Here is a 25,230-nt window from a genome sequence, read left to right on the forward strand (position 1 = left end):
CCGTCATCACTCCCGCGCTGCGTGGCGACGACGCCTGTGCCGTCATCACTCCCGCGCCGCGTGGCGACGACGCCTGTGCCGTCATCACTCCCGCGCTGCGTGGCCTGGTCGTGGCGAAGGCCTCCCTGGCGCAGCTCACCGCCCTGGCTGGGCTGCTCGACGAGCACGATCCGGCGGGGGCGGTCGGCCTCGTACCTTTGTTGGAGACCCCGCAGGCGATCCTCGCGGCAGCGGCCATCGCGTCGGCGCCGCGCGTCACCCGGTTGCAGATCGGCGAGGCCGATCTCAGCGCCGAGCTGGGCATCACCCCCGGAGATCAAGAACTTCTCTTCGTACGATCGAGCGTCGTCCTCGCCTCGGCGGCCGCCGGAATCGAGCCACCCGCCGCCGCGGTGACCACCGACTTCCGTGACCTGGACGCTCTGCGCCGCTCGACGCTCGCCTTGAAGCGCCTCGGCTTCCGCGGCCGCGCCTGCATCCACCCGGCCCAGATCCCGGTGGTCCACGACGTCTTCACCCCGACCGCCGAGGAGATCGCCACCGCCCGCGACCTGATCACCCGCTTCGAAACCGCCGGCGGTGGCGTCTGCCTGGACGCCCGGGGCCGCATGGTCGACCTGGCCGTGATCCGAGAAGCCCGCCGAACCCTCTCCCTGGCGCCCCACACCCAGTAGCGCCTTGCCCGGCCCCTTCACCCGTCCCGTTCCCGTGCCGGTTCCCGTTCTGGTCTCCGTTCTGGTCCTGGTGTCGGTGCCGTTTCCCGTGCTGGTCCCGGCTTTTCGCGATCCGCTGGCACGCTGAGCGTCCCGCACCCACCAGACCACGCGATCTTGGCCGCTTTCTCACCGTCCGCGGTGGACTTTCGTCCAAGATCTGTGAGGCGGGCCGGCGAGGCCGTGAGGCCGTGAGGCGGGGCGGCCGTGAGGCGGGGCGGCCGTGAGGCGGGGCGGCCGTGAGGCGGGGCGGCGAGGCCGCGAGGCGACGGGGCCGTGAGGCGGGGCGGCGAGGCCGCGAGGCGACGGGGCCGTGAGGCGGGGCGGCGAGGCCGCGGGGCCGTGGGGCGGCGGGTGGTGCGCTTGGTGCGGTGGGTTCAGCGCGCGGCGATCTTGGGCGTCTTGCCACCGAGGACGGTGGTGACACGTCCGAGATTGATGTGCTGGCACGCCGCCGTGAGCCTGAACGGGGAGGCGGTCCAGTGGGGTGAGCATCGACGGCCGGGGTGGCGACATGAATGCCTGTCGATGGAGATGGGCGTCGAATAGCAGGTGCGGGGGATGACCCTAACGGTATGGTGAATCAACCTGATAGATCATTGCGCATGCGTCATCGCTCCGGGAAGGGTCGGGGAATCCCAACGGAGGTGCTTTGTGGACTTGTCACGAACCCTGACCGGATTCGGTGCCGCGTTGCTCGCCACCGCCCTGCTCGCCAATCCGGCGACGGGCGCACCCGGTGACACCCCGTCGACTCGCGACTTCGGTAACGGGCCGGAACGCAACGAGATCGCCGCCGTCGACTCGGCCGCCGCACTGTCGGCGCAGACGCTGCTTGCGGAGGAGCCCGCGTCCGCGTGGAGCCTCAGGAGCCGCAAGGGCTACCCACGGCAGAACACCCTGCCGATGTGGCCGGACAATCCCGAGGACCGGTCGATCAAGCTCGGCCTCATCCCGTACCACGAGATAGCCCCGAAGCTGAACGCGCTGCAGCAGGCCTCGGACCGGGTGTCCGCGGAGATCATCGGGAAGTCGGCCGGAGGCCGCGACCTCTACCTGGTGACGGTGACCGCCCCCGAGTCGGCGGGCGAGGCGGCCCGGCAGGACCGCTGGCGTGAGCTGATCGAGGAGAATCCGGCCGCCGCGAAGCGGGATCGCGCTCTCCGAAACGGTTACAAGACGCCGGTCTGGATCAACGCGAACATCCACGGCAACGAGTGGGAGGGCACCGACGGCGCGCTGCGTGTCATCGAACGCCTGGCCACCGCCACCGACGCCGCGACCGGAGACTTCCTGGACCGCAGCCGGGTGTATGTGACCGTCACCAACAACCCGGACGGCCGCATCGCCGGGACCAGGGCGAACAGCGCCGGCTTCGACATCAACCGGGACCACGCGACCGGTTCGCAGCCGGAGTCCCGGGCGGTCCGCGACGTGGTCATCGGGACGCAGCCGTTCGTCATGCTCGACGAGCACGGCTACACCGGCACCACGCTGATCGAGCCGGCCACCCCGCCGCACGGGCAGAACTACGAGTACGACCTCTACATCAAGCACGCGCTGCCCAACGCGCTCGGCATGGAGAAGGCGATCCAGCGGCTCGGCTACCCGGAGACGGCCGCCGCCGACATCCCGTTCCGGGACTACGTTCCCGGTGACTGGGACGACTGGCCGCCGATCTTCACCCCGATGTACGCGATGTACCAGGGCGCGATCGGTCACACCGTGGAGATCCCGCTGCGGGTCAACAACGCCGACTACACCAACCTGCCGGTCGAGGAACTGCGGCGTCGCGCCCGGATCAACACCGACGTGGCGGCCGCGACCATCGAGGCGGCGCTCACCTACGCCGACACCGACCGGGCCACCCTGCTCGCCGACCAGATCGAGCAGTTCCGCCGCGGCTGGGCGGGCGAGGCGTCGCCGGAGATCCCGGACGGTTTCGTGCCCGGGTTCGGCCCCGAGGACCGGTACTCGACGACGTTCCCGCGCGCCTACGTCATCCCGGCGGGCACCCCGGCGGCCGCCCGCCTCGTCGACCATCTGATCGCCAACGACGTCCGGGTCACCCGCGCCCGCCACGACTTCACCGCGAACGGGCGCCGCTACCCCGACGGCACCTACATCGTCGACATGCACCAGCCGAAGCGCGGCCTCGCGAACGTGCTCCTCGAAGCCGGCCGCGACATCTCCGACCTGGTGCCGCAGATGTACGACATCTCCGGCTGGAGCCACGGCCTGCTCTGGGGCGCAGGCGTCGACGCCAGCCTCCGCACCCTGCCGCGCGTCCACACGTCGCCGGTCACCAGGGCCGCGCCCACCGGCTCGGTCGACGCGCCGCGCGGGCGGGACCTCACCCTGTCGCTGCGCGACGGCAACGATGTGCGCGCGGTCAACGAGCTGCTCACGCGGGGGATCAAACTGCGGCGTACGCACGCGGGCGCCGTCGTGGTCCCGGCCGAGGCGCGCTCCGAGGCCACCGCGCTAGCCAAGACCTTGGGCGTACGATTCAGCGCCGCCCCTCGTGGCGCCAAGGGTGAGGTGTTCGACCAGCCGGTGATCGCCGCCGCCGTCTCCGCGGACGAGCTGTTCGTTCTCCGCGAGATGGGTTTCGGAGTGCGGACCGTGTCGACGGCGGTCCTGAACGCCGGGGCCGACCTCTCCGGCGTGGACACCCTGATCGTCTCGTCGGGCCTGTCGTACGCAGCCCTGAACCCCACGGCCCGCGCCGCCGTCGACGCCTTCCTGGCCGGTGGCGGCGGCGTGCTCACCCGGGGCGCCACCGGCGCCGCCTTCAACGCCGCCGCGAAGGTCCTGCCGGCGACCGCGGTGGCCGGCCGTGGCGACGCCAACGGCGTGGTCACCGTGACGAACGAGGGCCCGATCGTGGGCGCGGGCTCCCCGCCGCACTCGTTCGTCTACTCGCCGCTCTGGTTCACCGGCACCGGCTTCACCGTGGAACAGCGCTACGGCACCGGCCCGCTGGTCGCCGGCCACTGGCTGCCCACCGAGGCCGGCGCCAACGGCCCGGCCCAGGCCGCCGGTCAGGCCGCCGTCGTCTCCGGCACCACACCCGGCGGCGGCAACGCGGTCCTGTTCGGCACCGAGCCGTTGTTCCGGGCCCACCCGAAGGGCCTGTACGCCGGCTACGCCCGAGCCCTGTTCTGGACCGCCGGCTAGCCCACCCGGCAGAGCCCGCGGGCGGTTCTCGCACCGCCCGCGGGCTCTGCCGTCCGTGGCCCCAGTCTCGGTCACAGAGATCGCTGTTGATTCGCGACGGGGTGCCGGGCATAGTGTGTGCTCGTTCACACATTCGTGCCGTGATGGGGGCGTTCCGCAGATGAGAAAGACGGCGTTCCGGGAGGGCGGATTCCGGGAAGGCCTGGCGGAGTCGCTGCCCTGGCTGCCGATCATCGTCGCTGTCGGCCTGTTGCTGTTCATGGTCCTGGTGACCGGGCTCCGGCTGCTGTCGCCGGACCGTGACGACGTCACCGTCGAGGCCGAGCCGGGACTCACCCTGCCCGCGCCACTGCGGCCCGCCGCGGTCACCTCGTCGGCGGCGTCCGCGCCCGCACCCTCGGCGACGGGAAGCCGGTCGCCGGCGGTTCGGCCGTCCTTCAGCCGGCTCCCGGTGCGGACGCCGTCGACCAGACCGTCGACCAGGCCGCCGGCCGTCGCGCGCCCGTCGAGCCCCGTGCCCACGGTCACCGGCAGGTACCGGGTGATGGCGCCCTACGACCGGGAGTTCATCGGCGAGGTCCTGGTGACCAACTCCGGCGCGGCGCCCGCCGGCTGGGTGGTCGAGCTGACCTTCCCGGACGAGGTGGGCGAGCTGCGCACGTCGTGGGTCGAGTCCGCGCCGCAGGCCACTCTGAGCCGGTCGGGCGACCGCTACATCTGGCGCTCCGGCGCGCCGGTCGCCGTCGGATCGAGCGCCCCGCTGCGTTTCCAGTACGCCCACACGGGCACGGGCGGCCGCCCCTCCTCCTGCACCGTCAACGGAACCCCCTGTTCCTACAGCTGACGGGCACGGCCTCGACCTGCCGGCACCAGCTGACTGCGGGTGCTGTCTCAAGTGTTTCGAGACAGCCCTACTTCCTCGGCCCGTTGTGTCCCGGCCAGTGCGCACACGGTGCCGTTCGTGGTCGCCTACCGGCGTTCCAGGGGCAGCCTGGGTCCACGGGTGGCGCTACGTGAGCGGTTACCGGGCCGGCAGGCGGCAGCGGACGGGCGCGGGTCAATCGACCAGCAGAGTCAGTACTGACAGCCGACCGAGCGGGATCGGCCACGGCGCGTTGCCGCCGGAAAGACGGCCACCCCGGCAACGTGGATGCCGTTGTTCGTGTGGGGTGACCGGCCACTCAACGCCCGGCGGTCGCGGCACGGAGCGTTAGTGGGCAGGTGATCGCGGGTGCGCCGCGGGACGGGGTCGATTGCGGTCGGGGACGGCGACGTCCGTACCGGAAATGGTGTGTGATTCCCAGGTCGAGTACATGGCCGCGTAGTGGCCTTCGGCCGTGAGCAGGTCGTCGTGCGTGCCCGATTCCACGATGCCGCCGTCGTCGACGACGATCACCCGGTCGGCGCGCCGCGCCGTGGAGAGCCGATGGGCCACCAGGATCGCCGTCCGGCCGTCGAGGAGCCGCTGGATCGCCGCCTCCACCCGCAGCTCGGACCGCAGATCGAGGCTGGAGGTCGCCTCGTCGAGCACCACCACCCGCGGCTCGGCCACGAAGACGCGGGCCAGCGCGATCAGCTGGCGCTCGCCGGGCGACACCGACTGGCCGCGCTCGTGCAGGACGGTGTGCAGGCCGCCGGGGGAGCGGTCGACCAGATCCCGAAGGCCGACCGCGTCGACCGCCGCCCACACCACCTCGTCGGGCACCGACGGGCGGGCGAAGGCGATGTTGTCGCGCAGCGTCCCGGCGAACAGGAACGGCTCCTGCGGGACCACGCCGACCTGCCGGTGCAGCGAGCCGAGGGTGACGTCGCGCAGGTCGTGGCCGTCGATGAGGACGAGGCCTTCGTCCGGGTCGTAGAGCCGGGCCACCAGTTTGGCCAGGGTGGACTTGCCGGCGCCGGTCGGGCCGACGCACGCGATCGTCTCGCCGGGGGCGATCCGGAGGCTGACGTCGCGCAGCACCGGGCGGTCCGGGTCGTAGCCGAAGGTGACGCCGCGCAGTTCGATGGCGCCGTCGGCCGGGGGCAGCGGGATCGCGCCAGGGGCCTCGCGGACGGCCGGTACGGTCCCGAGCAGCCCGCGGAGCTTGCCGAGCGCGGCGCGCGCCTGCTGGTAGTTGGTGTAGAGCTGGACGAGCTGCTGGACCGGCTGGAAGAAGGCGTTCAGGTAGAGCACGAACGCGGTCAGCTCGCCGATGGTGAGGGTGCCGTCGAGCACCATGTGGCCACCGATCAGCAGCAGCGCGGCCAGCCCGAGCAGGCCGATCACCGAGGTGCCGGGGCCGTAGAGGGCGCTGATCCGTCCGGTGTGGTCGTTCGCGTCACGGTAGTCGCCGACCACCTCGCGGTGCCCGGTGACGCTGCGGTCCTGCTGGTTGTGGGCGGTGATGACGCGTACGCCGTACAGGCTCTCGGAGAGGTGGGTGAAGAGGGCCGCGATGGTGTCGCGCTGCCGCCGGTAGCCGACGTCGGCGGCCCCGCGGAACCATAGCGTGAGCAGCAGCAGCGGCGGCACCACCAGGACCAGGGTGATCGCCGCCAGCGACGCGTCGTAGTGCACCAGGATCGTGGTGACCACGACCATGGTGAGCCCGTGGATGAGGAACTGGGCGAACCCCTCGGACAGCAGGTGCTGCAACGCCTCCACGTCCGAGGTCATCCGGGTGAGCGTGACCCCGGCCTTCTCGCTGGTGTAGTGGTCCAGGCTCAGCCGCTGCAACTGGGCGAAGACGCGGACCCGCAGGTCACGGGTGGCGTAGGCGGCGAGCCGGCCGCTCTGCCGGATCCGGACCGCCGAGGCCACCGCGGTGAGGGCGACCGAGGCGAGGAACGCCACGGCCGCCAGGATCAGGACCGGTACGTCGCGGGCCACGATGCCGTGGTCGATGCCGACCTGGACCAGGTACGGACCGGACTGCAGCAGCAGCGCCTCCACCAGCACCGCGACGGCCGCCGCCACGAGCAGCGCCGGCCGGCCGGACAGCAGCGACCAGAGGCTGAGCCGGCCGCCGTCCGGGGCCTGGGTGAACGGCTCGTCCGGCGCCGGGTGCACGGGTTCGCGGGCCTCCAGCGCGGCCACCCCGGCGGCCAGTTCCGGCGGGATCCCGGCGAACGCGCCCGGGCCGCCCTGCCGCCGGTCGCGGCCGCCCGCGCCGGTGCCGCTGAGGCCGCCGACCGGCCCGGATCCGGGCCCGCCACCCGGCCCGCCGAACCCACCGCCGAACATGCTCATCGGTGCACCTCCGCGACGCTGGTGGCGAGAACGCGGCGGTAGCGGGGCTCGATCGCCAGCAGTTCCGCGTGGGTCCCGGACGCGACGGCGCGACCGTTCTCGATCAGGACGACCCGGTCCGCCAGCCCGATCGTGGCGAGCCGGTGCGCGACGACGATCGTGGTGCGGTCGTGCATCAGGTCGCGCAGCGCCTCGTGGATCTCGTGCTCGACGCGGACGTCGATCGCGCTCGTGGCGTCGTCCAGGATCAGCACCGGCGGGTTGACCAGCAGCGCGCGGGCGATCGCGACCCGCTGCCGCTGCCCGCCGGAGAGGGTGTAGCCGCGTTCGCCGACGACCGTGTCGTACCCCTCGGGAAGTCTCTCGATGAACGCGTGCGCGCCCGCGGCAATGGCGGCGGTCACCACCTGCTCGCGTGTCGCTCCTGGATGTCCGAAAGCGATGTTGTCGTGCAGCGACACGGAGAACAGGAACGGCTCGTCCGGCACGATCCCGACCCGGTCGCGCAGCGTGTCGAGGGGATAGTCGCGGACGTCGGCGCCGTCGATCAGCACCCGCCCCGCCGTCACGTCGTAGAAGCGCGCGGCGAGCCGTGCCACCGTCGACTTGCCGCCGCCGGTCGCGCCGACGAGGGCCACCGTCTCACCCGGCCGGACGTGCAGGTCCAGGCCGTCCAGGGCCACGGTCCCATCGGGGTACGCGAACCGCGCGCCCTCGAAACGAACGTCCCCCCGGGGTTCCGGAGCCACCGGGGTCACCGGGTCGACGACCTCGGCGGGCGTGTCCAGGATCTCGTAGATGCGCTGGGCCGACGCGGCCGCCCGCTGCCCCATCATGATGATCATGCCGAGCATCCGGAACGGCGGCTGGAGCATCAGCACATAGGAGTTGAACGCCACGATCGTGCCGACGGTCGCGTTCCCGTCGAGCACCATCAGGCCGCCGATCAGCAGGACCATGGCCAGGCCGAGCCGGGGCAGGTTGTCCATCACCGGGAGCCAGCGGCCGCGGATCCGCGAGTCGGTGGTGTAGGCCCAGCGGACCCGGTCGGCGGCCCGGGCCAGCGTGTCGACCTGCCGCTGCTCGGCCGCGAACGCCTTGACGATCCGCACGCCCTGCACGTTCTCGTCGACCACGGTGGCGACGCCGGCCAGCCGGGACTGGATCAGCCAGGAGACCGGGAAGATCGCCTTGCGCATGCGGACGCCGAGGACCGCGATCACCGGCATGGTCAGCATCGCCACCACGGCCAGCGGGGCGTTGATCGACAGCATCAGGGCGAAGGCGACGCCCGCGATCGTGCACTGGACCAGGATCGACGGGCCGAACGCGAGGTACATCTGCACGGCCCGGATGTCGCTGGTGGCCCGGGACAGCAGCTCGCCGGACTGGGCCCGGTCGTAGAAGGCGTACGACATCCGCATCAGATGGGTGAAGACGATGTTGCGCAGGTCGTACTCCATCTCGTACGCGGTGCGCAGCAGATAGAGCCGGGCCAGGAAGTTGATCACGCCCTGGGTGACGGCCAGCGCGGCGATCAGGCCGACATACACGCTCAGGTCGCCGGTGCGGTCCACCAGCGCCTCGTCGATGCCGATCCGGACCAGGTCGGGGATCCACACCTGGACGATGAGGCCGGCGAACGAGCACGTCAGCGACGTGGCGAGCAGGGCGCGGTGGGCGCGGACGATCGGCCAGGCGCGCCGTAGCCAGGTTTTCGACGGATCCGGATGGATGCCGCCCTTGGGGGCGCGGCGCGGTACGGGCGGCATGTTGCTTAGCCTAGCTAACGATCTGAGGGACAAGGAACCCCGAATCCTCAACCGCCGTCGCCGGGAGCCGATCGAAGCGTCATGTTCCGTCGCCTGGTCACCCTGGCCACCGCCGCCACACTGTCCCTGACGACCGGCCTCGCCACGCCGGCCGAAGCCGCGACAACGGCCTGCCGCCCGGGCGCCGGCAGCCCACGCTGCCAGATGTGGACGGGCACGGTGAACTGGGTGCCCGACGGCGACACCATTCGCGTCGACCTGGCCGGCGACGGCACCAGGAAGCTCGTCTCGGTGCGGATCATCGGCCTGCAGGCGATGGAGCAGACCCGCTACTCGCCCAAGCCGCAACGCCGCAAGGGGGACTGTCACGCGCTGGCCGCCACCGCGCGGCTCGAGCGGATCCTCAAAGCCGGTGGCAACAAGGTGCGCCTCACCTCACTCAGCGCCGCCAGCAAGAGCGGGGACCGGGACCTGCGCTCGGTCGCCGTGAAGATCAACGGCACCTGGCAGGACGTCGGCCGGCAGATGGTCCGCGGTGGGTACGCGCTCTGGCTGCCCTTCCCCGGTGAATGGGCCTGGGACGACGCCTATCACGTGGCCGCCCGGCAGGCCGCCGCCGAGCGCCGTGGGCTCTACGACACCGACAGCTGCGGCGTGGGACCGGCACAGGACAGCGGCCTCACCGTGACCGTCAACCCCGACCCGGACGGCGCCGACGAGCGGAACCTCAACGGCGAATGGTTCCAGGTGCACAATCCGTCCGCCGCGCCCGTGCCGATCGCCGGCTGGTGGGTGCGCGACACCGGCCTGCGCCGCTACACCTTCCGGGCGGGCACGGTCGTGCCCGCCGGCGGTGACGTCTTCGTGCACGTCGGCAAGGGCACGGACACCGCCGACCACAAGCACTGGGGGCTCACCAAGCCGATCCTGTCCAACGCCGACCCGGCCCGGCACAGCGTCGGCGACGGCGGCTACCTGTTCGACCCGCAGGGAGACCTGCGCAACTGGATGATCTACCCGTGACGCGGACCGTCACGTGTGCGGCGTGGGGCTCGGGCCGCTGCTGACGATCAGCGCGCCGCCGTACCGCTGATGCAGTGCCCGGACGACCGGCGGCGCGATGTCGCCGGTCAGCCGGACCGCGCACGCCGTGGCCTCCATGTGCACCGTGTAGCCGGTGGCGTGCAGCGACGCGGTGGCGCTCACCTCGGCCCGGATCCGTTCCAGGTCGGCGTGGGTCACCGGGCAGACGACGGTACGGAAGCGCCGGTTCAACAGGGTCGTGCCGAGCGCCGCCACCGCCGCGGCCCGGTCGGCGCCGGCCGCCACGGCGATCACCAGTGTGCCGTCCGGGTCGGTGCCGAGGCCGACGAAGTGCTCCCGGTCCGCGGCGATCCGCTCGTCCAGCGAGGCCCCCGGCGCGCCGGCCACCTCGACCGTGATGCTGGTGCCGCGCTCGACCGTGGTGCCCGGCGTGGGGGCCACCGCGATCACCGTGCGCGGGGCGGCCGTCGAGTCCCACCGGTAGCGCAGGATCGGCTTCACCCCGGCCTGGGCGCTCTGCTCGCCGATCGCGTCGGCCTCCGCGCCGATCAGGTCCGGCACGGTGACCCGGGCGGCGCCCACGGCGGCCGGGGCGCTCGCGCAGGAGGCCGGTGACAGGGCGCCCACCAGCAGGATGAGCAGCGGCCCGAGGCCCGCGCGAGACATGACAACCCTCCACGTTGGATGATCAAAAGCGGGGCACACCATAGAGGAATGCCCCGCCGTCGACCTCCCGGCGTATCGAGAATGTCGGGACTTCGCGCTAGAAGTTCGTTTCCACGGTCACCGAATCGGGCCCGGCCACCCCGTCGCGCCAGTGCCGTCGGCACAGCACCCGATAGGTCACCTCGGCCGCGTCGGACGTGTCACCGACCGCCACCTGCGCGCCCGAGCGGGCCACCCGGCCGTCCTCGATCCGCGCGTTCTGCCGGCCCGGGCGCCCGCACCAGCAGGTCACCTCAACCTGGAGCGACACGATGTTGTCGGCCAGCTCCAGCAGCCGCTGCGCGCCCGGGAACAGCCGGGACATGAAGTCGGTGGAGATGGCGTAGGCGTCCACGTCCACGCACAGCTCGTCGACCACCCAGGCCAGCTGCTCCACCTGCTCCGGATGCAGGAACTGGGCCTCGTCGACGATCACGAAACCACCGGCCGGCACCTCGCCGGCGATCAGCGCGGTCAGCTCGGTGCCGTCGGTCACCTCGATGGCGTCCGCCGCCACCCCGAGCCGCGACGACATCACCCCGGCGCCGGCCCGGTCCATGCTGGTGAGCAGGACCCCGGGCCGGCCCGCCTGCCGCCGGTTGTACGCGTTCTGCAGCGCCAGCGTCGACTTGCCGGCGCCCATGCTCCCGTGGAACAGGGTCAGCTCGTGAAAGACCGGCGCCAAGGTCCGGACTCGCGACACCACGGGCGTTGACACTGTGACCGGGACCAATGGTGAGCCTTCCTCAAATTTCTGCGGGCCGCTACACGCTACCCGACCTCGGCGTCCGCCCTGGAGGCCCGGCGGAACGGATCACCGTAGGCCCGGATCGCTTGCCGGGCGAACGCCTGCTGCTGGGTGGCCACCCGCTCCGACCGGCCCCGGCCCAGGAAACTGACGAACCAGTGCAGCACCGCGGTCACCCGGTTCTTGAAGCCGACCAGGTAGAACAGGTGCACCGCCACCCACACCACCCAGGCCGGGAAGCCGGACAACCGCAACTTCCAGATGCTCGCCACCGCCGAGAAGCGGGAGATCGTCGCCAGGCTGCCCTTGTCGAAATAGCGGAACGGCTGACCGCTCTCCCGGCCGGCGAGCCGCCGTTTGATCTGGTCGGCCGCGTGCCGGCCGCTCTGGATGGCCACCTGCGCCACCCCCGGGAGCGGCCGCCCGTCCTCGCCGGCCAGGCTCATCATGTCGCCGAGCACGAAGATCTCCGGGTGCGCGGGCAGGGTGGTGTCCGGCTCGACCAGGATCCGGCCGGCCCGGTCGGTCTTCGCCCCGGCCGCCTCGGCCAGCCGGGCGGCCAGCGGCGGGGCCGCCACCCCGGCCGCCCACACCTTCGTCATCGCCGGGATCCGCTCGCGGCGCCCGCCGGACTCCACCTCGATGCCGGTCGCGTCGACCGCCACCACCCTGGTGTCCGTCCGCACCTCCACGCCCAGCTTGGCCAGCTGGCGCTCGGCCTTGGAGGACAGCTGATCGCCGAACGTGCTGAGCACCGAGCCGACCGCGTCGACCAGCAGAATCCGCGCCTTGCGGGAGTCGATGTGCCGGAACTGGCCGCGCAGGTTGCGGTGCGCCAGCTCGGCGATCTGGCCGGCCATCTCGGTGCCGGTCGGGCCCGCCCCGACCACCACGAACGTCAGCCACCGCTCGATCGTCTCGGGGTCGGTGTGCAGGTCGGCCACCTCGAACGCGCCGAAGATCCGGGCCCGCAGCTCCAGGGCGTCGTCGACGCTCTTCATGCCCGGCGCGTGGTCGGCGAACTCGTCGTTGCCGAAATACGACTGGGAGGCGCCGGCCGCCACGATCAGGGTGTCGTACCCCACCGTGTAGTCGATGCCCGGCCCGGCCACCGAGACCACCTTCGCCTCGACGTCCACGTCCCGCACCCAGCCGAGGCGGACGTCCACGTTCCGCTGGCGGCGCAGCACCTCACGGATCGGCGGGGCCACCTCGCCCTCGGACAGGATGCCGGTGGCCACCTGGTAGAGCAGCGGCTGGAAGAGGTGGTACGCCGTACCGTTGATCAGGGTGATGTCGACGTCCGCCCGGCGTAGTGCCTTGATCGCGAAGAGGCCGCCGAATCCGGCCCCCACGACTACCACTCGATGACGCATCAGCTCTCCCTCGGCTCGAGGCACCCATCCATCACCTTGGTATGCCCGGGGCGTCAGCGGAAGTACCGCTCAACTCAGGCGCTGTGTTGTTCGTCCCAGCCAGCGGGCGACCACGTCGAGTTCGGCCGCCGTGAATCCGTCGGTCAGCTCCGCATTCAGCTCGGTCACCACCTCGCGGGCCGTGCCCACCGCCTGCCGGCCCAGCGGCGTCAGGGCCAGCCGCACCGCCCGGCCGTCGCCGGAGTCCGGCGCCTTGGTCACGAAGCCGCCCTTCTCCAGGCGGCTGACCAGCCCGCTCATCCCGGACGGCGACGCGCCCAGGGCCGCGCCCACGTCGCCGATCAGCGCGTCACCGTGGGCGGCCAGGTGGAACAGCACCCCGGCCCCGGCCGCTCCGATGCCGCTGCCCCCGGACCGGGCGTCGATCCAGCGACGGACCGCGCGCTCGGCCGTCATCAGATCGAACACCAGCCGGTGGGTCATCAGGCCACGTCCGCCATCCGCTTCTGGAACCACGTCAGCAGGTCGGGCCAGAGGGTGTCACGAACCGTGCGGCGCATGAACCCATGGTGACCGACGTGCGGAACGCCCGCGTCGGCCGGGGTCCAGGCGCGGCGCTCGACCCGGGCGCCGGTCAGCCGGCCCGCGAGCAGGTCGACCTGCGCGGGCGTCGCCCACGGGTCGTCGCTCACCCCGATCATCAGCACCGGCTGCGTCACGGCGGCGGCCCGCTCGGCCGCCCGCATCGCCGGGTCGTCGAACAGATAGTTCGGCAGGCTGCCCCACCCGCCCCACTGCCGGACCGCGGCCACCGGGATGTCCTCGCCCAGACCCAACCGGCGGGCCGGGACATAGCCGAACACGGCGCCGAGCGCCGGACCGAGAAGATTCAACACGAGGCGTACGCGCATCCGCTCGACCCGGCCGGGAATGGCACGGATGGCCGCCACGTGCGAGGCGACCAGCGCGAACGCGGTCAGCTCCGGTCCGCCGTGCCCGAGCGCCAGGGCGTGCCCGCCGATGCTGTGGCCCACGGCGAGCTGCGGCAGCTCCGGGAACCGCTCCCGCGCCCAGGTGGTCACCGCCGGCACGTCGTGCTCGATCCAGTCGCGCATGCCCACCTGCCGGTGCTCGCGCGGCGACCCGGACCGCCCGGTACCCCGGTAGTCGTAGGTGACCACGGCGATCCGGTTCTCCACCAGGAACTCCGCGAACGCCCGGTAGAACCCGGCCGGCGTCGCCGTCGCCGGGTGCACCACCAGCACCGCCTCGGGCGCCTCGTCCGGCTCCCACAGCGTTCCGGTGATCGCCCCGATCCTGATGTCTTTATTTCGCATGCGAAATAAAGTAGCAGCTATGGTTCGCGGGAACGTGAGGAGGAGCGATGGCGCAATCACCGCGGATCGGGTCGGTCTCGTGGGGAGCGATGACGGTCGAGGGCCTGCCACCCGGCAAGGCGGAGACCGGCGAGGCCGTGCGCCTCTACAACGAGCTGGCCGGGTCGCAGCCGGTGGGAGGGCTGTTCCACTCCACGTGCTGAGCGGCCATGATGGCGGCCGAGCCTTGACCCGAAGGAGCCCGCGATGACGTACGTCTGCTTCACCCTCCAGGTCGACCCGGCGAAGCTCGACGAGTACCGCGCGGTCCACGCCGACGTCTGGCCGGAGATGCTGCGGGCGCTGGCCGCCACCGGCTGGCACGACTACCGGCTCTTCCTGCGCCCCGACGGCCTGCTCGTCGGCACCCTCCAGACCGACGACTTCGCCGCCGCCCAGGAGGCGATGGCCCGCACCGAGGTCAACGCCCGCTGGCAGGCCGCGATGGCCGGGTTCTTCCCTACCCTCGGCGAGTCCCGCCCGGACGAGGGCATGCTCGTCCTCGACCAGGTCTTCCACCTCGAGGAACAGCTCGACAGCCTCCAGGCGATCGAGTCCTGAACCGGCGGCCGGCCGGCGCCGTCACGAGTCCTCGCGGCCCCGTGACGGCCTGACCGGGTCACAGGTAGAGGTCGACGCCTCTGCCGTCGTTGAGGGTGCTCTGCACCATCTTCATCGGCAGGTCGGGGCTGACCAGTGCCTGGAGCAGGTCGGCCTGGGCGTTCACCTGCTCCTGCCGGGCCTGCGGATCCGGGAACTGGCCGGCCGCGAGCACGCTGAACGGGGCGGAGCCGACGGAACCTACGGACATGATCACTCCTTCGGGGGCGGGCAAGGTTGAGATCCTTGATCGTCTGCTGCCATCCGGACATGAGGAGAACCGGCCCGCTGAAGCGGATCTTTCTCGTCGTCACGCAGCTTCGCCGCCCAGCGGGCCGAACACCCGCAGGGTACGAGCAGGACCGTCCCGCTGTCCTCATCGGACGCGGGGAGCGGGAAGGCGCCCATGCCGTTGACGGACAGGAAACGCACAGCTCAGGACTGGAAGCGGCGGCCTACCCTGGTAGCCATGGGACCGGCGGAGCGTTCGGCCCGGCAGACAGAGGAGACGGTGCGGTGAGCGGCTTCATCAAGCGGTTCGTGCTCTCGATGGTCGCGTCGAAGCTTCAGCGGATGTCCCACGGCCGGCACAATCCGGCGGTCGACGGGCTGCTGCGGGAGGTCAACCACCGGATCCAGCGCAGCCAGGGGTACGGCTACCACCACCCGGGCGCCTATGGGCATCACGGCCACTACCGGCATCACGGGCACTACCGCCACCACGGCCACTACCGGCGCCGGCGCTGGTTCTGAGCCGATGCCCGCCGCGCTGCTCGCTCACGGCCTGCGCCGGGAGCGGGCCGTGCTGCCCTGGTGGATCGCCGGCACCGGGGCGCTGTTCCTGGTCCAGTCGACCCAGAGCCAGGACCTGTACGCCGACCCCGCCGCCCTGGCCCGACTGCGCGAGACGGTCGGCGCCAACACCGCGGTGATCGCGATGAGCGGCCCGCCCGAGCTGCTCACCTCGATCGGCGGCGAGATCGTCTTCGAGATCTTCGGGTTCGCGGCCGTCGTCGTCGCGCTGATGAACATGTTCCTGATCGGCCGGCACACCCGCGGCGACGAGGAGACCGGCCGGGCCGAGCTGCTGCGGTCCACCCCGATCGGCCGCCGTACCCCGGTCTTCGCCGCGCTGCGGCTGGCCCTGCTCGCCGACCTGGTCACCGGGGCCGTGGTGTTCGCGGTGCTCGCCGGGACCGGGCTGCCGGTGGGCGGATCACTGCTGGTGGCGGCAGCGACCGCCGCGCTGGGGTGGCTGTTCGCGGCGCTGACCGTGCTGGCCGCGCAGGTCTTCGAGCACACCCGGGGTGTCTACGCGACGGTCGGCTCGGTGATCGGCGCGGCGTGGGCGCTGCGGGCGGTCGGTGACACCGGGGCGGGCGCCGTGGCATGGGCGTCACCGATCGGGTGGGGCCAGCGCACGTGGGCGTTCGGCGCGGACCGCTGGTGGCCTCTGGCGATCACCCTGGGCGCGTCCGCGGTCCTGGTTCTGGCGGCGCTCGCGGCGCTGGACCGGCGCGACTTCGGTGCCGGCCTGCTGCGGTCCCGCCCCGGCCGGCCGCACGCCTCCCGGGCGCTGGGCACCCCGTCGGGGCTGGCCTGGCGGCTGCAACGCGGCCTGATCATCGGCTGGACGGTGGGGGTGGGGCTGCTCGGGGTGGCGTACGGGTCGATCGCCGACAGCATCGAACAGTGGGTGGCCGACAACCCGGAGACGGCCGAGTTCCTGCCGGGCGGTGCGGGGGAGGTCGTCGACGCGTTCCTGGCGCTCAGCGTGACCCTGTGCGCTCTGCTCGCGGCGGCGGCCGGTGTGGCGGCGGTACTGAGGGCGCGGGCCGAGGAGCTCGCCGGGCGGGCCGAGCCGATCCTGGCCACCGCCACGAGCCGCGGCGCCTGGCTGGGCGGCCACCTCGGGGTGGCGCTGGCCGGCAGCGCGCTGGTGCTGCTCGCCGGCGGGGCCGGGGAGGGCCTGGCGTACGGGCTGACCGTCGGCGATCCGGGCCAGGCGCTGCGGATGGCCGGGGCGGCGCTGGCCGTGCTGCCCGCGGTGTGGGCCGTGGTGGCAGTGGCGGTGTTCGGCCTGGGCTGGGCGGCGCGGGCCGCGGCGGCGGCCGCCTGGTCGGTGCTCGCCTACTGTGCCGTGGTGCAGCTGTTCGCCGCCTCGTTCGGGCTGCCGCCGTGGGCCCAGCGGCTGTCCCCGTTCACCCATCTGCCACGGGCCCCGCTGGAGGCGGTGACGGCCGGCCCGGCGCTGGCGGTCGGCGCCGTCGCGGCCGCGCTGGTCGCGGCCGGCGTCGCCGGATTCCGGCGGCGCGACGTGGGCTACTGAGCCCAGGCGGTCAGGGGTGCCGTCCGGTTGCCGATAGGTAGCACGTGGGGACGGACACCGGACGGCGGCGCGCCGAGGAGCTCGACGAGTACCACCTCATGGACATGCCGCGGGCTGCCGAGATGGAGGCGGTCGTGCGCGTCGCGGCCGCCGTGGCCGGGGTGCCCACCGCCTCTCTGAACCTGCTCGACGACGCCCGCCAGTACCAGCACACCACGGTCGGGTTCGCCGGACGGGACTGCGCCCGCGACGAATCGATGTGTGCGGTGCGGCTGGGCCGGGGCGAGTTCGTGCACGTGCCGGACGCCCGCGAGGAGCCGGACTACCGGGACAACCCGTGGGTCACCGGGGAGCTGGGCCACGTCCGCTTCTACGCGTCCGCGCCGCTGCTCAGCCCGAGCGGGTACGTGATGGGCACGCTCTGCGTCTTCGACAACGAACCGGGCCGGCTCGACGACGAGCAGATCGGCCGTCTCACCGACCTGGCCGGGATCATCGTGGCGTTCTTCGAGCGGCGCCGCCACGCCCGGCTGTCCGCCGGCCTCCGGACCACCCTCACGGCCCGCGAGGAGTGGACCCGCACGGTACTGGACAGCATCGACGAGGCGGTGCTCGCGGCCACCCCGTCCGGGCGGCTGCTTCTCTACAACCGGGCGGCCCGGGACATGCACGACCCGGAGATCGACCCGGACGCCGGGCCGGAGGGGATCGCCAGCCGCTACCAGCTGTACGAACCCGACGGCCGCACCCTGCTGCGGGAGGAGGACGTGCCGCTGGTGCGGGTGCTGCGCACCGGGGAGCCGGTGCAGGGCCGGGAGCTGATGATCAAGGGGCCGGGCCGGGAGCCCCGGAGGATACGGGCGAACGCGCGGGCGATGCGCGGCCCGGGCGGCGTCGTCACCGGGGCGGCGGTCTCGTTGCAGGACGTCACCGGGGAGCTCAGCCGGCTGCGGATCATCGACGAGGCCCGCCGGCGGCTGGCCCTCGCGAACGCCGAGCTGCGCCGGTCGAACGCGGACCTGACCGACTTCGCCGGCGCGGTCAGCCACGACCTGGTGGCCCCGCTCGCGGCGGTCGGCGGCTACCTCGACCTGCTGGACGATCTGCGCGACGAGGACGGCCCGGAACGGGTGACCGCCTGGGTGGACGAGGCCGCGCGGGCGGTCGGCCGGATGCGGGATCTGATCGACTCCCTGCTCGGCTACGCGCGGGCCGGAAGTGCGCCGGTGCGCGCGGTGCACGTACCGATGAAGGAGGTGCTGGACCACGTCCTGGCGGACCTGAACGCGGAGATCGTGGCGGCCGGAGCGCGCGTCAGCGTGCCCGGCCCGTTGCCGACGGTGTGCGGCGACCCGGTGCTGATCCGGTTGCTGTTGCAGAACCTGATCGCCAACGCGCTGAAACACCGGCGCCCGGACCGGCCGTGCCGGATCGAGGTGAGCGCCGACGGGCCGTCGCTGCGGATCGCCGACAACGGGCCCGGCATCCCGCCGGCGCGGCGTGCGCTGGCGTTCGACATGTTCTCCCGGCCGGGGCACGGGATCGGCCTGCCCAGCTGCCAGCGGATCGTGGAACGGCACGGCGGGACGATCACCCTCGACGACACGCCGGGCGGCGGGCTCACCGTCACCGTCACCCTGCCTGTCACCGACGGGCCAACGAGTCAGTTCAGCGGGCGTTCTGCCGATTGAATACACGTGGATCTGGCGGAACGGTTGTCGGAACGGGAGCGCTCGCGGATCGCGGCACTACACGAGTACCAGCTCCTCGACTCTCCGGCGGGCGACGAGCTGGAGGCGGTGGTGCGGGTGGCGGCGGCCGTCGCCGGGGTGCCGCACGCCACGCTCAACCTGATCGACGAGAACCGGCAGTGCCAGCTCACCACGGTCGGCTTCGAGGGCGAGGACTCGGACCGCTCCGAGTCGATGTGCGCCATCCGCTTCGAGACCGGCCGGTTCACCCACGTCCGGGACGCCAGCGCCGACCCCCTCTACCGGAACAACCCGTGGGTGAACGGCGACCGGTCCAGCACGCGCTTCTACGCCTCCGCGCCGCTGGTGACACCGGAGGGGTACGCGCTGGGCTCGCTCTGCGTCTTCGACGTGGTGCCGCGGGACCTGACCGGCGAGCAGATCGCCCGGCTCAAGGACCTGGCCCAGGTCGTCCTGGCGCTCTTCGAACGGCGCCGGCAGGCCCGGATCAACGCCGAGCTGGCCACGCTGGCCGAGGAACGGCAGCGGTGGACCGACACCCTGCTGGACACCATCGACGTGGCGGTGGTCGCGGCCGACCCGGCCGGGCGGCTCACCCTCTTCAACCGGACCGCCCGTGAATGGCACGGCACCGACGCCGACCCGGACGTCGACCCGGACGATTTCACGCACCGGTACCGGCTGTTCGAGACCGACGGGCACACCCCGCTGCCGGCGGGACGGGCGCCGTTGATCCGGGCGCTGCGTGACGGCGCCGTCAAAGACGCCGAGCTGATCATCAAGCGGGCTGGTGCGGACCCGGTCCACGTCAGCGTCAGCGGCCGGGCACTGACCGACGCGGACGGCGCCCCGCTCGGCGCGGTGGTCGCGATGCACGACGTCACCGGCGCCCGGGCGCAGCAGCGTGCCATCGAGGAGGCCCGCCGCGAGCTGGCCGCGGCCAACACCGAGCTGCGCCGCTCCAACGCCGACCTGGCCAACTTCGCCGGGGCGGTCAGCCACGACCTGGTCGCCCCGCTCGCCGCGGTCGGCGGCTACCTGGAGCTGATCGGCGACGAGGTGGAGGGGCGCCCGCGCAAGTGGGTGGAGGCGGCCACCCGGGCGGTGAGCCGGATGCGGGAACTGATCCGGTCGCTGCTCGACTACGCGCAGGCCGGCAGCACGCCGGTGCGGCTGGGCGAGGCCGATCTGGCCGACCTCTTCGAGCAGGTCCAGGGCGACCTGCGGCCGGCCGCCGAGGCGGCCGGCGCGGTGGTCGAGGCGCCTCGTCCGCTGCCGGTGGCGACCGGCGACCCGGTGCTGGTCCGTCAGCTGTTGCAGAACCTGGTCGGCAACTCGATCAAGTACCGGGACCCGCAACGGCCGTGCCGGGTGACGGTCACCGCCGAGCGGGCCGAGGCCGGCTGGACGGTCCGGGTCGCCGACAACGGCCTCGGCATCCCCCCGGATCAGCGGGAACGCGTCTTCGACATGTTCACCCGGCTCGGCAACGGCACGGCGGGCGGCCACGGCATCGGCCTCTCCACGTGCTGGCGCATCGTGGAGAGGCACGGCGGGGACATCCGTGTGGACGAGACCCCCGGCGGTGGCACGACCGTGTCGTTCACCCTGCCCGGCGCGCCGTCGGAGGCCTCAGAACAGGGGTGAACGGCCCTTGTACCCGGTGGCCAGGTTCGGGCCGGCGGTCAGTGCCTTGCCGGTGCCGCGGTAGAGCTTCAGGTAGCCGGTCGACGACTGCACCGCGGCCAGGTCGGTCCAGCCGTCCCGGTCGAAGTCGCCGATGCCGTACAGGTCGCGCAGCCCGGCGGCCGAGCCGATCCGCAGCGCGGCCTGGAGGCCACCCGACTTCCCGCGGTACAGATAGATGCCGTTGTTGCTGTTCAGCTTCACGACCAGGTCCGGGAAACCGTCCCGGTCGAAGTCGCCGACGCCGGCGAACTCGCTGCGGTTGTTCCAGTCGCCGTACGCGATCGCCTTCCGCTTGCCGAACTTGGCGCCCCTGACCCCCGGGTAGAGGTAGAGGTTGCCGTTGCTGGTCTGCGCGGCCAGCATGTCGGGGTAGCCGTCCCGGTTGAGGTCGCCGATCGCGGTCAGCTCCCGCAGGTGGCTCAGGTTCTTGTAGAGCTGCTTGCGAGTGCCGAACTTTCCGCTGCTCAGGCCCGGGTAGAAGGACACGGCGCCGGCCCGGTTCCGGACGATCAGGTCGACGTAGCCGTCCCGGTTCAGGTCCATCCGCAGCAGCGCGTTCGCCGAGGCGTACGAGCCGACCTTGGAGCGGTAGCCCTCGGAGAGGTAGACGCCGTTGCCCGGGTAGGCGAACAGGTTGCCGGTCGACGTGGTCCGGGCCATCACGTCCGACCAGCCGTTGCGGTTCCAGTCGGACAGCTTGGCGCCGGGCAGGCGGGCGAAGTCCAGGTAGTCGTTGTCGATGTTGATGGTGACGCCGCCCCAGGTCTCCTGGTGGCCGCCCCGGTACTGCTTCATCCGGCGCTTCGGCGCCCAGTACGACGCCGGGACCACCTTGTCGGAGACGGTGACTACCTGGTCCCAGCGGGCGAAGTCGATGTAGTCGGGCCGCACGTACCACGGCCTGTTGTAGACCGCGACCATGTCGGCGATGCCGGATGCGGCACTGCTGTAGTAGCCGGAGAAGTAGCCGTAGTCGTGCAGCCGGTTGGTCCACGCGTTCATGAACGCGAGCACGCCCTCGCGGCACACGGTGTTCTTGCTGTCGTACGACTCCATGTCGTAGATCAGCACGCTCTCCTTGGCGAGCCCGAGCGCGGTGGCCTGCCGGACCGCGTCCTCGGCGGTGGCCCGGCCCTGTGCCGCGGCCTTCGTGTTGTCGATCAGGTTCTTCTTGGTGACCGACGTGCAGCTGGCCTGCGGGCCGACGTACAGCGGGATCAGCCGCCACCCCGCGGTGACCTGCTCGCGGACCCACTCGGCGGTGAGGTTCTTCTGCGTGCAGCCACGGTTGTTGCCGCCGAAGTAGATGCCGGCCGCGCGGTACGGCGACGACTTCAGCCAGGCCGCCATCGTCTCGCTGGACGGTGCCGTGCAGGCGTCGAAGCCGTACCCGGTGAAGTCGCCCGGCTGCGGGGCGAGGGCGGCGGCCGCGGTGGCGTTGCCGTTGATGAACGCCAGCGGGGCGACCGACAGTGCCACGATGAGGGCGGTGAGTAATCGCTTCCGGTACCTGACGAGTCGGCGGGGATGCAACCGGTGACGCCCTCGGCTGGGCGCAGCGTTCATATGGACCTACTTCGTCGTCTCGAAAGGCCCATCGAGACAAGCAAACGTCTGTCGATTCGGATACGTCCATTCGGGCGAGGATGATCACCGTTCGGTCACCGCTCGCGTCGCTGAACTGTTCACCGGATGGTCATGTGACGTTGGTGACCCGTCTGCTCCCCGCGACCTAGGGTGGGCGGCCAGATGAACGCTGGGTAGCGAGAGGTAGTCCGATGCGTAGCTCGGTACTCGAAGTGAGCACCAGCCCCGACGGCAGTGTGGTCATCCAGCCACACGGATCGGTCGGCCTCGATGTCGCGGTGGAGTTGCGGCAGCTCCTGGTGCACACCGTGCGCCGCGTCCGGCCGTTGCGGCTGATCGTCGACCTCGCCGACGTGCCCGAGCTGGACCCGATCAACCTGGGTTCGGTGGCCGCCGCGTGCGGCCTCGGCGACGATCTCCAGGTCGCCGTCTTCGTCGACAATCCCAACGGGCGGCTCGCCGAGCAGCTGGCGGCGGCCGGTGTGCCCGCTCAGCGGGTCCGGGGACACTGACCTTTTCGGTCACCGGCCATCGGCCGTCCATCCGCCGTTAACCCGCACCGGCATAGCATCCGCCCATGACCGATGTGCTGCTCCGATCGCGTGCCGAGACGGCCCGGCTGGTGGCCGGGTCGCTGATCGGTGACAGCGGCAACCGCTGGAAACACACCGCCGGGGTGGCACACCGCGCCGCCGAGCTGTCCGCCCGGCTCGGCCTCGATCCCGACGTGCTGGTCGCGGCCGCCTGGCTGCACGACATCGGCTATGCCGAGCCGATCGCGCTGACCGGTTTCCACCCGCTGGACGGCGCCGTGCACCTGAGCGACGAGGGCTGGCCGGCCCGGATCGCCGGTCTGGTGGCCTACCACTCGGGCGCCCGTTTCGTGGGCGCCGCGCGCGGTCTGGCCGGGCAGCTCGCCGCCTTCCCGGACGAGCGCAGCCTGATGGCCGACGCCCTCACCTACGCCGACCAGACGGTGGGCCCGACCGGCCTGCGGGTCGACCCGGAGGCCCGCTACACGGAGATGCTGCACCGGCACGGCCCCTGCTCGTGGAACGCGGCCGTCGACGCCGACCGCCGCCCCCACCTGCAGAACACGGCCGCGCGCGTCGAGCACCTGCTAGCCGCCTAGGCCTTTCAGAAAACCTTCGAGCGCTTTCCGGTACGGCGGGAGCGTTCGCAGATCGACGAACTCCTCCGGACCGTGCTGCCCGTCGCCGCCCGGCCCGAAGATCACCGCGTCCACGCCCACCGCCGAGTAGAACCGGCCGTCGGCCGCCCCGTGCTTGCGCAGCAGCGAGCCGTCGTACCCCGCCTCCCGGGCGGCCCTCCGCAGCAGCCGCACCTCGGCGCTCTCCGGATCGGCGTGGTGCGGCGCGCCCAGGGCCTCGACGGTGACCACGGCCCCGGACACCGCCGTCAGGTGGGCCGCGATCTCGTCCGCCGGCCGGCCGGCCAGATCCTCCTCGGACGGTGGGAACCGGATGTCGACCAGCGCCGACGCGTCCGCCGGAACCACGTTGGCGGCCTCGTTGGAGGTCTCGATCCGGGCCACGTTGACGGTCGTGGTCCACTCCTCGGCGGCCGGGACCGGATGCCGGTCGAGCAGCCGCCGCACCGCCGCGGTCACCGTGAGCAGCGCGTTCGACCCCAGCCACGGGTAGGCGGCGTGGGCGGTGCGGCCGGTGGCGGTGAGCCGGGCCCGGATGATGCCCTTCGACTCGGTGACGATCCGCAGGCCGCTCTGCTCGCCGATGATCACGAAGCCGGCCCGGACGCCCTGTGCCACCTGGTGCCCGGTGCCGTCGAAACCGCCCACCTCCTCGTCGGTGACCAGCTGCAACGCCACCGGGTACGGCAGGGTGGGCGCCACCTCCCGGAACACCGTGGCCATCACCAGCGCGGCGGCCTTCATGTCGTGGGCGCCGCGACCGTACAGCCGGTGGCCGTCGGCGCGGGCGGTGAACTGCCCGGGCGCGCCGGGCACCACGTCCAGGTGGGCGTTGAGGATCACCCGGGGCGGGCCCGGGGTGGACACCAGGGCGCTCGGCTTCCCGCGGGACTCGAACCGGCGGACCTCGAACCCCGGGCCGACCAGGCCGAGCACCATGTCGAGCGCCCGCCGCAGGTCGGCCGGCCGGTCGGCGGTGGACCGGATCCCGATCAGTTCGGCGAGCTCATCCATCGATGAAAACTACCGCGGGAGCCGCTCTCCCGCCTCGATCGCGACCGGCAGCCTGTTCCCGGCCGGCGGCAGCGGGCAGGTCGCGAACGCGGTGTAGGCGCACGGCAGGTTCGTGGCCCGGTTGAAGTCGAGCACCACCGACCCGTCCTCCTCCGGCGGGGCGATGAACAGGCTCCGGTTCGCGGCGTACGTGGTCAGCCCCGAGGTGGCGTCGGTGAACAGCACGAACAGCGACCCCGGCGTGCCGCCGTTGAAGGCGGTCAGCGACTGCGGCTCCCCGCCCACCGTGAACTCGACCCGGCCGGGCGACTCGTAGACGTGCTCGACGCCCTCGGCCACCGACCCGACGGTGACCGGTTCCGGGAACGCCGTGAACCGGCCGCCGATCACCCACTTCTCCTCGGCCGGGTAGGCGGGTGTGCCGGTGTAGGCGGTGAGCACCGGGTTGTCCGGATGCCGCGGCCGGATCACGTCGAGGCCGCCCCGCCGGGCGACCTCGATCACCGCGCCGCCGTGGCCCACGGTGACGCCGGCGTTCTCCGCCAGTGGCGGGAACCGGTGCGTCCCGGTCACCTCCCGCCCGTCGGCGGTGAGCGTCTCGCCGGCGCCGAGCGTCACGGTCACCCCGTCCGGTCCGCTGCTCCACTCGCCGGGCGCGCCGTCGAACCGTCGCGGGGTGGCGTCCAGCCAGTGCAGGCCGGTGATCGCGAGGAAGCCGTGCGGGTCGGCGCGCCGCTTCTCGTGGTCGGCGTGCCACTGGTCCCACTCCTGCTGGAACAAGGTCGTCATGCCACAGGACCTTAATCTCTACTTGTTGCATGGATTATTGGCCGGGGTCGTGACATCTGCTAACTTCCCCGTCAGGTCATGAGTGCCAGCGCGAAGCCCCGGCTCGCTGGCCGGCAACCCTTCCGTTCGCGACGGGGTGCCCCGGGTGAGGACCGGGCCGGTGTCGCCCGACACCGGCAAACGGCGAACCCGT

At 72.2% G+C, this 25,230-nt stretch carries 23 protein-coding genes and 1 riboswitch; of the genes, 12 read left to right on the forward strand and 11 right to left on the reverse strand.

Translation table 11 applies throughout. The features are described from left to right. From IEZ13_RS35100 to IEZ13_RS35110, 3 genes are all read left to right on the forward strand, one after another. A partial coding sequence (locus IEZ13_RS35100) for an HpcH/HpaI aldolase/citrate lyase family protein (protein ID WP_189285767.1) occupies positions 1 to 674 on the forward strand: 674 nt, incomplete at its 5' end. A gap of 693 nt (positions 675 to 1,367) precedes the next feature. After that, positions 1,368 to 3,893: a M14 family zinc carboxypeptidase gene (locus IEZ13_RS35105; protein WP_183219826.1), complete on the forward strand. Its 2,526-nt coding sequence runs from the start codon at positions 1,368 to 1,370 to the stop codon at positions 3,891 to 3,893. A 160-nt stretch (positions 3,894 to 4,053) separates the two neighbouring features. Then, positions 4,054 to 4,737, forward strand: a complete 684-nt coding sequence (locus tag IEZ13_RS35110) for a cellulose binding domain-containing protein (protein WP_183219827.1) — start codon at positions 4,054 to 4,056, stop codon at positions 4,735 to 4,737. Between the two features lie 366 nt (positions 4,738 to 5,103). Here IEZ13_RS35110 and IEZ13_RS35115 read toward each other — a convergent pair whose 3' ends face one another. Together IEZ13_RS35115 and IEZ13_RS35120 are read right to left on the reverse strand one after the other, a co-directional pair. Further along, complete coding sequence (locus IEZ13_RS35115) at positions 5,104 to 7,125, reverse strand: ABC transporter ATP-binding protein (protein WP_183219828.1); 2,022 nt, start codon at positions 7,123 to 7,125, stop codon at positions 5,104 to 5,106. Further along, positions 7,122 to 8,897, reverse strand: coding sequence for an ABC transporter ATP-binding protein (locus IEZ13_RS35120; protein ID WP_183219829.1), 1,776 nt, complete (start codon positions 8,895 to 8,897; stop codon positions 7,122 to 7,124). The genes IEZ13_RS35115 and IEZ13_RS35120 overlap by 4 nt, the downstream gene beginning before the upstream one ends. Positions 8,898 to 8,978: 81 nt before the next feature. On the opposite strand from IEZ13_RS35120, the gene IEZ13_RS35125 reads away from it, so the two are divergent. Further along, entirely contained in the window at positions 8,979 to 9,920 is a 942-nt protein-coding gene (locus IEZ13_RS35125; protein WP_183219831.1) for a lamin tail domain-containing protein, read from the forward strand. A 9-nt stretch (positions 9,921 to 9,929) separates the two neighbouring features. On the opposite strand, the gene IEZ13_RS35130 is transcribed toward IEZ13_RS35125, so the two are convergent. The 5 genes from IEZ13_RS35130 to IEZ13_RS35150 form a co-directional block, all read right to left on the reverse strand. Continuing rightward, a complete protein-coding gene (locus IEZ13_RS35130; RefSeq protein ID WP_183219833.1) occupies positions 9,930 to 10,607 on the reverse strand; it encodes a PASTA domain-containing protein in 678 nt (225 codons plus the stop codon). Positions 10,608 to 10,704: 97 nt separating this feature from the next. Then, a complete protein-coding gene (locus IEZ13_RS35135) occupies positions 10,705 to 11,352 on the reverse strand; it encodes a thymidine kinase (RefSeq protein WP_229795429.1) in 648 nt (215 codons plus the stop codon). 65 nt (positions 11,353 to 11,417) lie between these two features. Next, the gene (locus IEZ13_RS35140) at positions 11,418 to 12,770 is read right to left on the reverse strand and encodes an NAD(P)/FAD-dependent oxidoreductase (protein WP_183219835.1); all 1,353 of its coding nucleotides are present in this window, start codon (positions 12,768 to 12,770) and stop codon (positions 11,418 to 11,420) included. A 69-nt stretch (positions 12,771 to 12,839) separates the two neighbouring features. Beyond that, complete coding sequence (locus tag IEZ13_RS35145; RefSeq protein ID WP_203833657.1) at positions 12,840 to 13,253, reverse strand: MarR family winged helix-turn-helix transcriptional regulator; 414 nt, start codon at positions 13,251 to 13,253, stop codon at positions 12,840 to 12,842. After that, positions 13,253 to 14,107: an alpha/beta hydrolase family protein gene (locus IEZ13_RS35150; RefSeq protein WP_183219836.1), complete on the reverse strand. Its 855-nt coding sequence runs from the start codon at positions 14,105 to 14,107 to the stop codon at positions 13,253 to 13,255. The genes IEZ13_RS35145 and IEZ13_RS35150 overlap by 1 nt, the downstream gene beginning before the upstream one ends. Positions 14,108 to 14,154: 47 nt before the next feature. Here IEZ13_RS35150 and IEZ13_RS35155 point away from each other — a divergent pair, with 47 nt between their 5' ends. Next, complete coding sequence (locus tag IEZ13_RS35155; RefSeq protein WP_183219837.1) at positions 14,155 to 14,310, forward strand: hypothetical protein; 156 nt, start codon at positions 14,155 to 14,157, stop codon at positions 14,308 to 14,310. A 43-nt stretch (positions 14,311 to 14,353) separates the two neighbouring features. Then, a complete protein-coding gene (locus IEZ13_RS35160; RefSeq protein ID WP_183219838.1) occupies positions 14,354 to 14,707 on the forward strand; it encodes an L-rhamnose mutarotase in 354 nt (117 codons plus the stop codon). 58 nt (positions 14,708 to 14,765) lie between these two features. Here IEZ13_RS35160 and IEZ13_RS35165 read toward each other — a convergent pair whose 3' ends face one another. Beyond that, on the reverse strand, positions 14,766 to 14,957 hold the full coding sequence (locus IEZ13_RS35165) for a hypothetical protein (RefSeq protein WP_183219839.1): 192 nt from the start codon (positions 14,955 to 14,957) through the stop codon (positions 14,766 to 14,768). A 305-nt stretch (positions 14,958 to 15,262) separates the two neighbouring features. On the opposite strand from IEZ13_RS35165, the gene IEZ13_RS35170 reads away from it, so the two are divergent. From IEZ13_RS35170 to IEZ13_RS35185, 4 genes are read left to right on the forward strand one after another with little or no spacing between them, the layout of a single operon-like run. Then, positions 15,263 to 15,499 (forward strand): hypothetical protein, encoded by a 237-nt coding sequence (locus IEZ13_RS35170; RefSeq protein WP_183219840.1) that lies wholly within the window; start codon positions 15,263 to 15,265, stop codon positions 15,497 to 15,499. Positions 15,500 to 15,503: 4 nt separating this feature from the next. Continuing rightward, entirely contained in the window at positions 15,504 to 17,075 is a 1,572-nt protein-coding gene (locus tag IEZ13_RS35175; protein WP_183219841.1) for an ABC transporter permease, read from the forward strand. A 44-nt stretch (positions 17,076 to 17,119) separates the two neighbouring features. Continuing rightward, positions 17,120 to 18,766 carry a sensor histidine kinase gene (locus tag IEZ13_RS35180; protein ID WP_229795431.1) on the forward strand — a complete coding sequence of 549 codons (1,647 nt, stop codon included), beginning with the start codon at positions 17,120 to 17,122 and terminating at the stop codon, positions 18,764 to 18,766. A 6-nt stretch (positions 18,767 to 18,772) separates the two neighbouring features. Next, the gene (locus IEZ13_RS35185) at positions 18,773 to 20,434 is read left to right on the forward strand and encodes a sensor histidine kinase (RefSeq protein ID WP_229795433.1); all 1,662 of its coding nucleotides are present in this window, start codon (positions 18,773 to 18,775) and stop codon (positions 20,432 to 20,434) included. Here the strand turns inward: IEZ13_RS35185 and IEZ13_RS35190 are convergent. Further along, positions 20,420 to 21,955: a glycoside hydrolase domain-containing protein gene (locus tag IEZ13_RS35190; RefSeq protein ID WP_229795435.1), complete on the reverse strand. Its 1,536-nt coding sequence runs from the start codon at positions 21,953 to 21,955 to the stop codon at positions 20,420 to 20,422. The two genes, IEZ13_RS35185 and IEZ13_RS35190, sit on opposite strands and share 15 nt — an antisense overlap. A 299-nt stretch (positions 21,956 to 22,254) precedes the next feature. Here IEZ13_RS35190 and IEZ13_RS35195 point away from each other — a divergent pair, with 299 nt between their 5' ends. Together IEZ13_RS35195 and IEZ13_RS35200 are read left to right on the forward strand one after the other, a co-directional pair. Further along, positions 22,255 to 22,575, forward strand: coding sequence for an STAS domain-containing protein (locus tag IEZ13_RS35195; RefSeq protein ID WP_183219844.1), 321 nt, complete (start codon positions 22,255 to 22,257; stop codon positions 22,573 to 22,575). 65 nt (positions 22,576 to 22,640) lie between these two features. Continuing rightward, on the forward strand, positions 22,641 to 23,195 hold the full coding sequence (locus IEZ13_RS35200; protein WP_183219846.1) for an HD domain-containing protein: 555 nt from the start codon (positions 22,641 to 22,643) through the stop codon (positions 23,193 to 23,195). Here IEZ13_RS35200 and IEZ13_RS35205 read toward each other — a convergent pair. Together IEZ13_RS35205 and IEZ13_RS35210 are read right to left on the reverse strand one after the other, a co-directional pair. Next, positions 23,184 to 24,248 carry a M20 family metallopeptidase gene (locus IEZ13_RS35205; protein ID WP_183219848.1) on the reverse strand — a complete coding sequence of 355 codons (1,065 nt, stop codon included), beginning with the start codon at positions 24,246 to 24,248 and terminating at the stop codon, positions 23,184 to 23,186. The two genes, IEZ13_RS35200 and IEZ13_RS35205, sit on opposite strands and share 12 nt — an antisense overlap. 9 nt (positions 24,249 to 24,257) lie before the next feature. Next, positions 24,258 to 25,037, reverse strand: a complete 780-nt coding sequence (locus IEZ13_RS35210) for a DUF1684 domain-containing protein (RefSeq protein ID WP_183219850.1) — start codon at positions 25,035 to 25,037, stop codon at positions 24,258 to 24,260. Positions 25,038 to 25,111: 74 nt separating this feature from the next. Next, positions 25,112 to 25,226, forward strand: a riboswitch (SAM riboswitch). Positions 25,227 to 25,230: the final 4 nt, after the last annotated feature.

Source organism: Actinoplanes campanulatus, assembly GCF_014647795.1.
Classification (GTDB): domain Bacteria; phylum Actinomycetota; class Actinomycetes; order Mycobacteriales; family Micromonosporaceae; genus Actinoplanes; species Actinoplanes campanulatus.

What these genes read in the sequence shown, in the direction of transcription:
- IEZ13_RS35120 (WP_183219829.1), bottom strand. Translation starts at nt 8,897, where the DNA reads ATGCCGCCCGTACCGCGCCGCGCCCCCAAGGGCGGCATCCATCCGGAT.
- IEZ13_RS35165 (WP_183219839.1), bottom strand. Translation starts at nt 14,957, where the DNA reads ATGTCCGTAGGTTCCGTCGGCTCCGCCCCGTTCAGCGTGCTCGCGGCC.
- IEZ13_RS35125 (WP_183219831.1), top strand. Translation starts at nt 8,979, where the DNA reads ATGTTCCGTCGCCTGGTCACCCTGGCCACCGCCGCCACACTGTCCCTG.
- IEZ13_RS35205 (WP_183219848.1), bottom strand. Translation starts at nt 24,248, where the DNA reads ATGGATGAGCTCGCCGAACTGATCGGGATCCGGTCCACCGCCGACCGG.
- IEZ13_RS35150 (WP_183219836.1), bottom strand. Translation starts at nt 14,107, where the DNA reads ATGCGAAATAAAGACATCAGGATCGGGGCGATCACCGGAACGCTGTGG.
- IEZ13_RS35140 (WP_183219835.1), bottom strand. Translation starts at nt 12,770, where the DNA reads ATGCGTCATCGAGTGGTAGTCGTGGGGGCCGGATTCGGCGGCCTCTTC.
- IEZ13_RS35130 (WP_183219833.1), bottom strand. Translation starts at nt 10,607, where the DNA reads ATGTCTCGCGCGGGCCTCGGGCCGCTGCTCATCCTGCTGGTGGGCGCC.
- IEZ13_RS35195 (WP_183219844.1), top strand. Translation starts at nt 22,255, where the DNA reads ATGCGTAGCTCGGTACTCGAAGTGAGCACCAGCCCCGACGGCAGTGTG.
- IEZ13_RS35110 (WP_183219827.1), top strand. Translation starts at nt 4,054, where the DNA reads ATGAGAAAGACGGCGTTCCGGGAGGGCGGATTCCGGGAAGGCCTGGCG.
- IEZ13_RS35175 (WP_183219841.1), top strand. Translation starts at nt 15,504, where the DNA reads ATGCCCGCCGCGCTGCTCGCTCACGGCCTGCGCCGGGAGCGGGCCGTG.
- IEZ13_RS35155 (WP_183219837.1), top strand. Translation starts at nt 14,155, where the DNA reads ATGGCGCAATCACCGCGGATCGGGTCGGTCTCGTGGGGAGCGATGACG.
- IEZ13_RS35145 (WP_203833657.1), bottom strand. Translation starts at nt 13,253, where the DNA reads ATGACCCACCGGCTGGTGTTCGATCTGATGACGGCCGAGCGCGCGGTC.
- IEZ13_RS35115 (WP_183219828.1), bottom strand. Translation starts at nt 7,125, where the DNA reads ATGAGCATGTTCGGCGGTGGGTTCGGCGGGCCGGGTGGCGGGCCCGGA.
- IEZ13_RS35160 (WP_183219838.1), top strand. Translation starts at nt 14,354, where the DNA reads ATGACGTACGTCTGCTTCACCCTCCAGGTCGACCCGGCGAAGCTCGAC.
- IEZ13_RS35210 (WP_183219850.1), bottom strand. Translation starts at nt 25,037, where the DNA reads ATGACGACCTTGTTCCAGCAGGAGTGGGACCAGTGGCACGCCGACCAC.
- IEZ13_RS35200 (WP_183219846.1), top strand. Translation starts at nt 22,641, where the DNA reads ATGACCGATGTGCTGCTCCGATCGCGTGCCGAGACGGCCCGGCTGGTG.